Raw genomic sequence first — 11,237 nt, 5'->3', positions numbered from 1 at the left:
ATCCTAGAGCATCGACCAGAAAGTTGCAGACTTTCCGGTGCAAATCATGTTCTGGATTCTGCATTGCTCAGATTTCGCCCCCGGCACGCGAGAGGTCACGACATGTTCCCCGGCACCATCCGCAAAGGTCCCCGCAACCATCTTTGCGATGTCGGCGGTCTTCTGGTCGGCAACGCGGAAGACATGGGCGCCCGTACCGGCGTCACGGTCGTCCTGCCGGAGGCGCGCGCGGTCGCGGGCGTCGATGTGCGCGGCGGAGGACCGGGCACGCGCGAAACCGACGCGCTCGATCCCGCCTGTCTCGTCGACGAAATCGACGCCGTGGTGCTGTCCGGCGGTTCGTCCTGGGGGCTCGACGCGGCTTCGGGTGTCGCCGCATGGCTCGGTGCGCGCGGCCGGGGCTTTCTCGTCGGCTCGAGCCCGCTCGTGTCGCCCGTCGTGCCGGGCGCGATCCTGTTCGACCTCGCCAATGGCGGAAACAAGAACTGGGGCGAGGAGCCGCCCTACCGCGCGCTCGGCCGTGCCGCTTGCGAAACGGCGGCCAGGGATTTCAGGCTCGGCAATGCGGGCGCGGGTCTCGGCGCGACGGCCGGGCAATACAAGGGCGGCCTAGGCTCCGCCTCCGCTCTTGCCGAAAGCGGCCTCGCCGTCGCGGCGCTGATGGCGGCAAATCCTTTCGGGTCCGTCGTCATGCCCGGCAGCGCCTGCTTCTGGGCCGCGCCTTATGAAATGGGAGGCGAGTTCGGCGGCCTCGGCTGGCCGTCGCCTCTGCCGGAATTCGCGGCGCTGGATCCGATGGCAGGCTCGAAGGCCGACGTCGTGCCGGGCTCCAACACCTCGATCGGCGTCGTTGCAACCAATGCCGATCTGACCCCCGTGGAGGCGCGCCGCGTTGCCATCATGGCACAGGACGGCCTTGCCCGGGCCGTCCGGCCCATCCACACCCCGGTCGATGGCGACACGATCTTCGTCCTCGCAACCGGCACCCATCCGTTGGGACCGGATATGCGCTACCGGGCGGTAATGGCGATCGGTGCCCTTGCGGCCGATTGCGTCGCCCGGGCCATGGCCCGAGGCGTCTATGAGGCGGAAAGCCTCGGCGCCGCCCTCTCCTGGCGGGCCCGCCACGGCGCCTCCTGAGCGGCGGAGAGGGCCACTTTTTCCGTCATTCAGCCCCCTTGCCTTCGAGGCCCCAACGCTTTAAGAGTGGCCCGCCTTCGATGAGGCGCGGACACCAAGGTCCGCCCACGGCCGTCAGGTCCGCGAAGCGCACGCGCCCGTAGCTCAGCTGGATAGAGCATCAGACTACGAATCTGAGGGTCGGACGTTCGAATCGTTCCGGGCGCACCATTCTTCTCGCTGACGGTAGCTGTTTCGGGAATACCCGGAATACCGCGGAAATTTTCCGAAAAAACGGCTGGACCTCCCCCTGGGTGAAGACCGGGCCGGGATGCCTGTTCGCGGGCTGACCGCAGCCGCCCGTTTTCGTGCAGGAAACCGGGCGCCGGTCTCCCTACATTCATGGAAACACCGCTCGAGCGCCGAGAGGCAAAGGAGTTTCCCATGTCGGATGTCTATCTTTCGTCGGGTTTACGCACCCCCTTCGTGAAGGCGGGTGGTTCTTTCGCGAAATACACGGCTCTCGATCTCTCGCGCCCGGTTGCCGCTGCGATGGCGGCGAAGGCACGCCCCGATTTCCTGATCTGGGGCCAGGTCATCCCCGATCCGGCGATCTCGAATATCGGCCGCGAACTCGTCTTCGAAGCGGGCCTCGATCCGGAAATCCCGGCCTTCTCCACCGTCATGGCCTGTTCCACCAGCTTCGGCGCGGCCATTCAGGCGTCCGGCATGGTCGGACGAGGCGGCACTCATCTCGCGCTGGTGGGCGGCGTGGAGACGATGAGCCACGTGCCTCTCGCGCTGAAATCCTCCGTCGCCGATACGATCTTCGCGCAATTTCCGAAAGACCCGGAAGCCGCGCTGAAGACGCTCTCAAGCGTGACGCCCGACGACTACAATCTGCCGCGCGGCTGGGCCAACCGCATCAGCGGCCGCTCCATGGGCGAGCACACCGAAGACACGATCAAGCGCTTCGGCATCACGCGCGAGGAGCAGGACAGGATCGCCCTCTGGAGCCACCAGCGTGCGATCGCCGGCCAGGATGAGGGGTTCTTCTCCGATCTCGTATTGCCCTTCGGCGATATCGACCACGACACCTTCCCGCGTCGCGACACCAGCGCGGAACGTCTCGCCGCCCTGAAGCCCGCTTTCGATCCCGTGAACGGTTCGCTCACCGCCGGCAATTCATCGCCACTGACGGATGGCGCCTCTTCGCTCTGGGTGGCCGACAAGGAAGGCCTTGCGCGTCTCGGCGGCGCCTATGCGGCCAAGCTGGTCGACTGGGAAATCGCGGCGATGGATTTCCGTCTCGACGAAGGCATTCTCATGGCGCCCGCCCGCGCGATCCCGCGCCTCCTCGCCCGTCACGGACTCAAGTTCGCGGATATCGCGCTCTGGGAAATCCACGAAGCCTTCGCCGCGCAGGCCGCCGCGAACGTCAAGATGGCATCCGATCCCGCCTACCGCCGCGAGAAGGCGAAGGTCGATGTCGATCTCGGTGAATTTCCGTGGGACCGTTTCAATCCGAATGGCGGCTCGACGGCTATCGGCCATCCCTTCGCCGCGACCGGCGCGCGCATTCTCAGCCAGGCCGTAAAGGAACTTTCCGCCATGCCGAAGGGATCGCGCGCCATCGTCTCGGTCTGCGCCGATGGCGGGCAGGGCACGGTGGCCCTTCTCGAAAACGTCTAGCCGCGCCGTCTCAGCGACAGCGCGAGCAACACGGCGAGAACGGGCAGGGCGGCAAGTGTCGCATAGGCTTCGGGCGGGTGATGTGCGCCTTCGCCCGGCTTCAGCACCCATGTATTGAGCGCGATGATCGCCCGCTCCAGCAGAAGAAGCGCGAACATTGCCGGCACAAGGCTTCGGTAGCGCAGCGACACGGCAAGCAATGCCAGCCCCCAGACGATCTGCGTCGCGCCCGCCCAGGCGAAGACGCCGATAATCACCCGCCCGTTCTGCGTCAGATCGAGACCCGCAATGACGCCCGCGCCGCCATCCGGCAGAAAGACGTGGATGAGCCCCGGCACGATGGTTCCCGCCGCAAGCAGCGTCAGGAACCACGGTGCCGCGCGGTTGCCCTCATAGGCTCCGTTCGTGCTGACCGGCAGAAGCGATGACATGTGCGCTCCCTCAGCCCGGCCAGTAGATATATTCGTCGTCCTCGGTCACCGGCTCTTCGAGCGTCTTGTCGATCGTCACCGGCATTTCGGCGACAGCCGGGAAAAGCGGCGCCCGCTGCGTGGCGTTATGTGCGTCGGCCAGCGCCTTCAGCTCGGCGACCTTTTCCGGATTCTCGTCCGCGACATTGTTCTGCTCGGTCGGATCGACATTGAGGTTGAAGAGCCAGATCTTGTTGGGCCGCTCCGCCATCTGCAGCTTCCAGCCCCCGGTCTGTACCGCCTGATAGTGGCCGTCGCGCCAGAAGATCGGACGCGGCGCCGGCTCCTCGCCGTTCGCGGCATAGGGCAGAAGGTCGATGCCGTCGATCACGCGGTCGGCCGGAAGCTCGCCTCCCGCCGCCGCCACGATGGTCGGGAACATGTCGAGATGCGCGACCGGCGTCGTGCGCTCCGCCCCGGCCGGAATGCGCGCCGGCCACTTCGCGAAGAACGGCACGCGGATGCCGCCTTCGAAGAAGGTCAGCTTCCAGCCGCGATAGGGCTTGTTGACATCCGGCAGGCCGATATAGCCCGGCGCGCCGTTGTCGCTGGAAAAGATCACCAGCGTGTTGTCTTCAAGCCCGTTCTCCTTCAGCGTCTGCAGCACGCGACCGACGCTGCGGTCGAGCGCGACGATCATCGCCGCATAGACCCGCAGGCGTTCGTCCTTGATATGCGACAGCGCATCGTAATCCGCCTTCGACGCCTGCAGCGGCGTATGCACGCCCCAATGCGCGAGATAGAGGAAGAAAGGCCGGTTGCGGTTTGCCTCGATCGCCTTGATCGCCTCGTCCGTATAGAAGTCGGTGAGATAGCCCTTCGGCTCGAACCATGCGCTGCCGTTGTAGGACGTCGCATACTGCATGCGCGCCCAAAGGAACTGATCGATGGGATCGAAGGGCAGCTTGGCGTTCACGACGTCCGGGCTGTCTTCCGGCAGGAAGAGGCCGCTCTCCAGCATTACGCTTTCGTCGAAGCCCTGCGCATTGGGCAGAAACTCCGGCGCATTGCCGAGATGCCACTTGCCGATATGGATGTTGTGATAGCCCCTGGGCTTCAGTGCTTCCGCCAGCGTGATCTCCGAGCCGGGCAGACCCTGTTCCCTGAAAGGCGGGGCCTTTGCCGCCGCCTCGCGGTCGATGAGCATTTCATGGAAGCGCGTGCCGTCATTGTAGAACATGTCGACGATGCGCGTCATGCCGGGCGGTGTCGGCGTGAACTCGAAGCCGGTGCGCGTGCCGTAGCGGCCGGTCATGATCATCGCGCGGGACGGCGCACAGGCCGCCGTGCCGGAATAGGCGGAGGTGAAGTTCGCGCCGGCCTTGGCAATGGAATCGATATTGGGCGTCGGCACGACGCCGCCACCGAAATAGCTGATGTCGTTGAAGCCGAGATCGTCGGCGAGGATGACGACGATATTGGGCGGACGGTTACCTGCGGGCTCCGCCGCAACCGCCGGTCCCTGGTCCCAGACGATTTCGCGATTGGGCTCGATGATGGTGGCGTCCCGCGCCCGCGTCGCCACGAAATAGAGAACCATGTCCTTGCGGAAGGCATAGGCGGCCCCGGCAATCGCCACGAGCACAATGACGCCCGCCAGCGCATAGGCCTGCCACTTCTTGAGCCCGTTCATTTCCCCACCCCCGCTTTGTTCATCGTTGAATTATTGGCACTATGAGTGACATAACATGGAGCCGTCAAGACCGGGCGCGTTACTCGGTCAGCCTTCCGATGGCCGCCCGGACCGTGTCCCCCGTCTCCTCGGCGCTCAAATCCTGGTCCTGCCGCAACTGGCGCCATGTCTGGAAGCTCGCCAGCAGCAGCAGCGTTTCCGCGAGTTTCCTGTTTTTCGCGATGCGCGCGGGCAGCACCTCGTAAAGCGTCTCGCGCTCCACCTGCAGATAATATTGATAATCCTGCATCAGGAAGGACGAGCGAAAGCGGTAGATGTCGCCGGCCATCTTGATCGGCAATATTTCCTCATAGATGCCGAAACGCCGCTCAAGCAGTTCGTCCAGCCGCCCGCGCCATGTGCTGGCGGTGTAGGGCGCCCGCACGACCGGCAGGATGCGCGCGGCGGTTTGTTCCGACATTTCGCTGTAGAGACTGTCCATCTCCTCGAAATGACGGAAAACCGTGCGCACGCCGACACCGGCCTTCTCCGCGACCTGCGCCGCGCTCGGCGCCATTGTGCCGGAACGTGTGATCTCGAACAGCGCCTCGACAATCCTGCGTCTGCTTTCCTCGCTGCGAAGTTTTCGTCCGTCTTCCGCCTTGGGCGTATGCGCCATTTCGATCTGCCTCAGGCGGTTGCGATAAAGCGCAGGATATGTTCGACAAGTCCGTCCGGCACGTCCTCCTGAATGAAATGATGTGCGTCGGGAAATGTATGATGCGGCTGTCCCCTGGCGCCCGGAATGCGCGCCTGCATCGCCTTGTCGGCACCCTTCGCCACCGGATCGAGTTCGCCGAAGAGCGTCAGGAACGGCTTGTCGAAGCGCTCGAGGCTTTTCCACGCTTCCTTGTTAATCGGCACGCCCGGATTGTCCGGTTGCACGGCGATCAGCAGCGGAAAGGAAATGATCCCCGCCATGTAGTCGTCGGACGGGAAGGGCGCGTTATAGGCCGCGAGCTCCCCCGCCGTCGGCTTGTGCACCATGCCCCCCGGCAGTAGTTGGTCGAGCGGAAACGTCGTCGCGTCCCGCATCATGCCAACCCACATCTTCATGAACTCGCTCTCGCCGTCGCCCGTCGGCAACCCCGTATTGGAGGCGATCGCGCGGTCGAAACGCTCGGGATGTTTCGCGGTGAGATAGAGCCCGATCGTGCCGCCCCAATCCTGGCAGAAGAGAGTGATGCCGCTCAGGTCCATCCCCGTCAGCCATTTCGACATCCAGTCGTAATGCCGCGCCAGCGTGTAGTCGGCTTTCCTGGCCGGCTTGTCGGAGCGCCCGCAGCCGACGAGGTCGACCGCGATCACGCGGTGGCCCGCCGCTGCCAGCGGCCGGATCATCTTGCGGTAGAGATAGGCCCATGTCGGATTGCCGTGCATCAGCAGGATCGGCTTCGCGTCCGCCGGGCCCTCATCCACATAATGGATGCGGACCGGCGTGCCGTCCTCATCCGTCACGGTGAAGTAATGCGGCGCGAAATCGTAACCTTCGAGCTTGGCGAAGCGCTCGTCCGGCGTACGCAGAACGTCCATTCAGCGCGCCCCCTTCGCGATGCCCTTCATCATTGCGGCAAGCGGCGAGTCGAAGCCCTCCTGCAGCACCGTCTCGATATTGAGCTGGCCCGCGAGCCCCGCATCGCGATGCACCGCGATCTCCCGCCACTCCGGCGACATCGACATGTCGAGCATCGCCCGCCGGTTCGGATAGGTCGCGATGGCGATTTCGTCCCAAAGCTCTTCCGCCTGCCCGAGGGCGAGAAAGGTGACGTCGCCCGCGAAGACCGGCCCGCCGCCGAATTTCGGCAGCAGCTCGCTCACCGCGCGGCCATAGATCATGTAGGCGTCGCGCCCGCTGAGGTCGCTCGCCCGTCCGTCCTTGTATTCCGCCCGCTCCTTGAACTTGAGCAGGTTCACCATGAAGATCGGACCTTCGGGTCCCGGCTCCATCATCTGCTTGATGTGCTCCGGATCGGTCGGGAAGACCTCATTGATAACTTGCATGCCGCAGGCTCCTGCTTTGCCCGAATGTAACGTTGCGATGATATTGACACTCAACATGCCATTTCTCAAGAGGGCAGAAATGCTCGTTCTGCCGTTGCGGCAGGCTGCATGTCTGTCGGCCGGTTGTTCGCTTTTGAACGGGTGCCCGGCCAGAGACGAGTTTCGCCGTCACGCCGTTAGGGCTATCGTCCGCACCTGAACAGGAACCAACCCGTTTCGGCGCATCGTTACGCAAGCCAGGGACACCCGGGAGACATCTATATGAAGACGCGCATCACAGAGCTTTTCGGCATAAAGCACCCGATCATCCAGGGCGGCATGCATTTCGTCGGCCTCGCTGAGATGGCGGCGGCCGTGTCCAATGCTGGCGGCCTCGGCATCATCACCGGCCTCACCCAGCCGACGCCGGAACTGCTCGCGAAGGAAATCGCGAAGTGCAACAAGATGACCGACAAGCCCTTCGGCGTGAACCTCACCTTCCTGCCCGGCTTCGCCAATCCGCCCTACCCGGAATACATCAAGGCGATCATCGATGGCGGCGTCCGCATCGTGGAAACGGCGGGCCGCAGCCCCGAAGCCTACATGCCGGCGATGAAGGAAGCGGGCATCAAGGTCATCCACAAATGCACCTCCGTCCGCCACTCGCTGAAGGCAGAGCGCATCGGCTGCGACGCCGTCAGCGTCGACGGTTTCGAGTGCGGCGGCCATCCGGGCGAGGACGACATTCCGAACATGATCCTGCTGCCCCGCGCGGCGGAAGAACTGAAGATCCCCTTCGTCGCTTCGGGCGGCATGGGCACGGCCTCGCAGCTCGTCGCCGCGCTGGCGCTCGGTGCCGACGGCATCAACATGGGCACGCGCTTCATCGCCACGAAGGAAGCGCCGGTGCATGAGAATGTGAAGAAGGCGCTGATCGCCGCGTCGGAACTCGACACCCGCCTCATCATGCGTCCGCTCCGCAACACCGAGCGCGTGCTGAGCAACCCGGCGGTCGAGAAGATCGTCCAGATCGAGCGCGAGAAAGGCGCGAGCCTCGGCATCGAGGACATCCGCGAACTGGTGGGCGGCGTCTATCCGCGCGTCATGCAGGAAGGCGACATGGATGCCGGCGCCTGGAGCTGTGGCATGGTCGCGGGGTTGATCCACGACATTCCCACCTGCAAGGAACTGATCGACCGCATGATGTCGGAAGCGGAAACGATCATCCGCAAACGCCTCGAAGGCTTGCTGGCCGCCTGACCGGCATCGTGGCCTGGCATGTCACCCACGGCCGCATCGCCGCGCATGTCCTTACATGCGCGGCGGGCGCGTCGCTGGTCGTCGGGGCGGAGGCGCTGCTCCGCCTCGCCGGCGTGCCGCTTCCCTTCGATGCCGAGTGGGTCTGGCTCGATTTTCTCGGCATCGCGCTCGTCATCGGCGTGGTGACGGCGTCCTTCTTCTACCGTGACGTCGGGGAATAGGCGGCCCGGCGGCGCGGTCTTGTATTCGCCCGCCGTGCCGCTATGACTCTTGAAACTGAATACGAAAAATGATCGGGAGGCTCTGCTCATGGAAGACCGCGTCAGGACGACAATCACGGACGGCGTCGCCGATGTGCGCCTCGTACGCAGCGACAAGATGAACGCGCTCGACGATGCCATGTTTATGGCGCTGCTCGAAACCGGCGAAAAGCTGAAGTCCGACAGCGCCGTGCGCGCCGTCGTCATCTCCGGCGAGGGCCGCGCCTTTTGCGCCGGGCTCGACATGAGCAATTTCGGCCGCATGGCGAGCGGCGAGCGCGACGCGAACAAATCGGAAATCACCGGCCGGCTGGCGGCGCGCACGCATGGCATCGCCAACCGGGCGCAATATGCGGCGCTCGTCTGGCGCGATATTCCGGTGCCGGTCATCGCGGCCGTTCACGGCGTTGCCTTTGGCGGCGGCTTCCAGGTAGCGCTCGGTGCCGACATGCGTTTCGTCGCGCCGGGCACGCGCTTCTCTGTCATGGAAATCAAATGGGGCCTCGTGCCCGATATGGCCGGCATGTTCCTGATGAAGGGCCTCGCGCGCGAGGACATCATCCGCGACCTCACCTATACCGGCCGCATTTTCGAGGCCGACGATGCGCTCTCTTACGGCTTTGCGACGCGGCTCTGCAACGATCCTTACGCCGAGGCGCTGACCGTCGCGCGCGAGATCGCCGACAAGAGCCCCTCCGCGATCCGCGCCGCCAAGCGCATCCTCAACGACGCGCCGGACAATGACGCCGCCGCGATCCTGCTGGCCGAATCCGTCGAACAGGACAAGCTCATCGGCGGTGCGCATCAGAAGGAAGCCATCATGGCCAATCTCGAAAAACGCCGCCCGAACTTCGCCGGGTGATCGGCATGAAGGACCTCGATTTCTCGGGCAAGACCGCGCTCGTCGTCGGCGGCTCCAGCGGCATCGGCAACGGCATCGCGCAGGCCTATCGCACGCGCGGCGCCGACGTTCATGTCTGGGGCACAAGACCTTCAGCGAAGGATTACGAGGGCGCCGAAGGCTCCGACCTCACCGGCCTCCACTACGCGCACATGGACGTCGCCGACTTCGACGCCATCGAGGTGTACCGGCCGCCCTTCGCGAAGCTCGACATCCTCGTCCTCTGCCAGGGCACCGTCATCTACAAGCGCGGCGAATTCAAAATGGACGGCTTCCAGAAGGTGATGGACGTCAACCTCAACAGCCTCATGGCCTGCGCGATAAAATTCCACGACATGCTCGCCGCCGCCAAGGGCTCCCTCATCACGGTAAGCTCCACGGCCGGCTTCCATGCGACGCGCGGCAACCCCGCCTACAACGCCTCGAAGACCGGCGCCGTCGGCCTCACGCGCACGCTCGGCGAGGCATGGGCGGGCGACGGCATTCGCGTCAACGGCATCGCGCCCGGACTTGTGGACACGAAGCTCACCAAGGTCACGACGGAAGATCCGAAGCGCCGCGAAATGGCGATCCGCGGCATTCCCGCCGGCCGCCTCGGCACGCCGGAGGACATGGCGGGCGCGGCGCTCTTCCTCGCCTCGCCGCTCTCGTCCTACATCTACGGCCAGACCATCATCGTCGATGGCGGCCTGATCCTGTCCTGATGACCTACTTCAGGTCGAAGACCACCGGCACGCGAAAGTCCTTCGTCTCGCCGGCGATTTCCTTCGGCAGCGCGGGCAGCGGCTCCGCGCGCTTCACCATCGCCAACACCTCCTCGTCGAGCGCGGCATAGCCGGAACTCGCCTGAAGGCTGTATTGGAGCACATGGCCCTTGCGGTCCACCCTGAAGTAAAGCTGCGCCGTGCCTTCCTGCATCCGCCGCCGCGCGTCCCGCGGATATTTCTTGTGGCGTTCGAGATGCGCCAGCAACAATTGCTGATAGCTCGGCATGGCGCGCATCTCGGCGGCGTTGGGCGGCGCGTTGACGGGCGCGGCTGCGATGTCCGCCGGCGGCGCGGCCACGGCCTGCGGCGCGCTCGTCTCGAGCTGCACCTCGCGTTCCGGTTCCGGCTTTTCCTGGGGCTTCTCTTCCGGCGGCTTCGGCAGTTCCGCATGCTCGATGCGCGGCAGGGGCGGCTCGGGCAGGCGCTCGGGCTCCACCACCTCTTCCGGCGGCGCCTCCTCGCGCTGCGGCCCGGGCGGCGCTTCCGTCGGCGGCTGCTGCGGCGCGGTCACGACGGGCGCGAGATCGATGCTGATCGCCGCGGCGACTTCCGGCGGTGTCCGGGGACCGAACGGCCAGAAAAGAATGGCGGCTGCAAGCGTCGCATGGGCGGCAACCGCGAAGATCGCGCCGCCCCGCCACGCGGGCCTCGCGCCCGTCAGGCTCATGTCGTCCGCTGTGCCCGCAATGCTCATGGCGCTTCCGAAGCGTCGAGCCCCACAAGTGCGATCTTGAGATAGCCGGCCGCGCGAAGCTCGTTCATCACCTGCATCAGGTCGCCGTAATCGACCGTCTTGTCGGCGCGCAGGAACACGCGCTGCTCGCGGTCGCCCTTCGTCTGCTGGTCGAGCGCGCTGCGGAGAAAGCCGGGCGGCACCGTCTCTTCGCCCAGCACCACGCTGAGGTCCGACTTCACCGACAGATACACGGGCTCGGTCGGGCGCGGCTGCGGCGCGGCATTGGCGGCGGGCAGATCGACCGGAATGTCGACCGTCGCCAGCGGCGCGGCGATCATGAAGATGATGAGCAGCACGAGGATCACGTCGATGAACGGCGTGACGTTGATTTCATGCGTCTCGGCGAGATCGTCGTCGCCATGGTCCAGTCTGACGGCCAT

Annotated in this window: 13 protein-coding genes and 1 tRNA gene; 7 read left to right on the top strand and 7 right to left on the bottom strand. The window is 65.1% G+C overall.

The window, feature by feature from the left end:
* The first annotated feature begins 102 nt into the window (after positions 1–102).
* From Q8S60_RS12565 to Q8S60_RS12555, 3 genes are all read left to right on the top strand, one after another.
* Complete coding sequence (locus Q8S60_RS12565; RefSeq protein ID WP_305275786.1) at positions 103–1,140, top strand: P1 family peptidase; 1,038 nt, start codon at positions 103–105, stop codon at positions 1,138–1,140.
* Positions 1,141–1,273: 133 nt separating this feature from the next.
* Positions 1,274–1,350 (top strand) — tRNA-Arg (locus Q8S60_RS12560).
* Between the two features lie 213 nt (positions 1,351–1,563).
* On the top strand, positions 1,564–2,811 hold the full coding sequence (locus Q8S60_RS12555; RefSeq protein ID WP_305275787.1) for a thiolase family protein: 1,248 nt from the start codon (positions 1,564–1,566) through the stop codon (positions 2,809–2,811).
* Here Q8S60_RS12555 and Q8S60_RS12550 read toward each other — a convergent pair.
* The 5 genes from Q8S60_RS12550 to Q8S60_RS12530 all read right to left on the bottom strand — a co-directional run bounded on the left by Q8S60_RS12550 (position 2,808) and on the right by Q8S60_RS12530 (position 6,954).
* A complete protein-coding gene (locus Q8S60_RS12550; protein ID WP_305275788.1) occupies positions 2,808–3,242 on the bottom strand; it encodes a hypothetical protein in 435 nt (144 codons plus the stop codon). The two genes, Q8S60_RS12555 and Q8S60_RS12550, sit on opposite strands and share 4 nt — an antisense overlap.
* Positions 3,243–3,252: 10 nt before the next feature.
* Positions 3,253–4,914, bottom strand: a complete 1,662-nt coding sequence (locus tag Q8S60_RS12545) for a sulfatase-like hydrolase/transferase (protein WP_305275789.1) — start codon at positions 4,912–4,914, stop codon at positions 3,253–3,255.
* Between the two features lie 79 nt (positions 4,915–4,993).
* Entirely contained in the window at positions 4,994–5,572 is a 579-nt protein-coding gene (locus Q8S60_RS12540) for a TetR/AcrR family transcriptional regulator (RefSeq protein WP_305275790.1), read from the bottom strand.
* A gap of 11 nt (positions 5,573–5,583) precedes the next feature.
* Positions 5,584–6,486 carry a haloalkane dehalogenase gene (locus tag Q8S60_RS12535; protein ID WP_305275791.1) on the bottom strand — a complete coding sequence of 301 codons (903 nt, stop codon included), beginning with the start codon at positions 6,484–6,486 and terminating at the stop codon, positions 5,584–5,586.
* Positions 6,487–6,954, bottom strand: a complete 468-nt coding sequence (locus tag Q8S60_RS12530) for a DUF1330 domain-containing protein (protein WP_305275792.1) — start codon at positions 6,952–6,954, stop codon at positions 6,487–6,489.
* Positions 6,955–7,215: 261 nt separating this feature from the next.
* Here Q8S60_RS12530 and Q8S60_RS12525 point away from each other — a divergent pair, with 261 nt between their 5' ends.
* From Q8S60_RS12525 to Q8S60_RS12510, 4 genes are all read left to right on the top strand, one after another.
* Positions 7,216–8,193, top strand: coding sequence for a nitronate monooxygenase family protein (locus Q8S60_RS12525; protein ID WP_305275793.1), 978 nt, complete (start codon positions 7,216–7,218; stop codon positions 8,191–8,193).
* 8 nt (positions 8,194–8,201) lie between these two features.
* The gene (locus Q8S60_RS12520; protein ID WP_305275794.1) at positions 8,202–8,414 is read left to right on the top strand and encodes a hypothetical protein; all 213 of its coding nucleotides are present in this window, start codon (positions 8,202–8,204) and stop codon (positions 8,412–8,414) included.
* Positions 8,415–8,502: 88 nt separating this feature from the next.
* Positions 8,503–9,315 (top strand): crotonase/enoyl-CoA hydratase family protein, encoded by an 813-nt coding sequence (locus tag Q8S60_RS12515; RefSeq protein WP_305275795.1) that lies wholly within the window; start codon positions 8,503–8,505, stop codon positions 9,313–9,315.
* A gap of 5 nt (positions 9,316–9,320) precedes the next feature.
* Positions 9,321–10,058: an SDR family NAD(P)-dependent oxidoreductase gene (locus Q8S60_RS12510; RefSeq protein ID WP_305275796.1), complete on the top strand. Its 738-nt coding sequence runs from the start codon at positions 9,321–9,323 to the stop codon at positions 10,056–10,058.
* 4 nt (positions 10,059–10,062) lie between these two features.
* Here the strand turns inward: Q8S60_RS12510 and Q8S60_RS12505 are convergent, their stop codons facing one another.
* On the bottom strand, positions 10,063–10,815 hold the full coding sequence (locus Q8S60_RS12505; RefSeq protein ID WP_305668599.1) for an energy transducer TonB: 753 nt from the start codon (positions 10,813–10,815) through the stop codon (positions 10,063–10,065).
* Positions 10,812–11,237: a TonB system transport protein ExbD gene (exbD, locus tag Q8S60_RS12500; protein WP_305275798.1), complete on the bottom strand. Its 426-nt coding sequence runs from the start codon at positions 11,235–11,237 to the stop codon at positions 10,812–10,814. The genes Q8S60_RS12505 and exbD overlap by 4 nt, the downstream gene beginning before the upstream one ends.

Origin of the sequence: Parvibaculum sp. (genome assembly GCF_030694575.1) — a bacterium.
Taxonomy (GTDB): domain Bacteria; phylum Pseudomonadota; class Alphaproteobacteria; order Parvibaculales; family Parvibaculaceae; genus Parvibaculum.
Note: the sequence above shows the minus strand (reverse complement) of the source record. Positions and strands in the feature narration are given on the sequence as shown.

Coding starts and splice junctions, on each gene's coding strand:
- Q8S60_RS12545 (WP_305275789.1), bottom strand. CDS start 4,914: ATGAACGGGCTCAAGAAGTGGCAGGCCTATGCGCTGGCGGGCGTCATT.
- Q8S60_RS12535 (WP_305275791.1), bottom strand. CDS start 6,486: ATGGACGTTCTGCGTACGCCGGACGAGCGCTTCGCCAAGCTCGAAGGT.
- Q8S60_RS12505 (WP_305668599.1), bottom strand. CDS start 10,815: ATGAGCATTGCGGGCACAGCGGACGACATGAGCCTGACGGGCGCGAGG.
- Q8S60_RS12540 (WP_305275790.1), bottom strand. CDS start 5,572: ATGGCGCATACGCCCAAGGCGGAAGACGGACGAAAACTTCGCAGCGAG.
- Q8S60_RS12565 (WP_305275786.1), top strand. CDS start 103: ATGTTCCCCGGCACCATCCGCAAAGGTCCCCGCAACCATCTTTGCGAT.
- Q8S60_RS12555 (WP_305275787.1), top strand. CDS start 1,564: ATGTCGGATGTCTATCTTTCGTCGGGTTTACGCACCCCCTTCGTGAAG.
- Q8S60_RS12510 (WP_305275796.1), top strand. CDS start 9,321: ATGAAGGACCTCGATTTCTCGGGCAAGACCGCGCTCGTCGTCGGCGGC.
- exbD (WP_305275798.1), bottom strand. CDS start 11,237: ATGGCCGTCAGACTGGACCATGGCGACGACGATCTCGCCGAGACGCAT.
- Q8S60_RS12530 (WP_305275792.1), bottom strand. CDS start 6,954: ATGCAAGTTATCAATGAGGTCTTCCCGACCGATCCGGAGCACATCAAG.
- Q8S60_RS12515 (WP_305275795.1), top strand. CDS start 8,503: ATGGAAGACCGCGTCAGGACGACAATCACGGACGGCGTCGCCGATGTG.
- Q8S60_RS12525 (WP_305275793.1), top strand. CDS start 7,216: ATGAAGACGCGCATCACAGAGCTTTTCGGCATAAAGCACCCGATCATC.
- Q8S60_RS12550 (WP_305275788.1), bottom strand. CDS start 3,242: ATGTCATCGCTTCTGCCGGTCAGCACGAACGGAGCCTATGAGGGCAAC.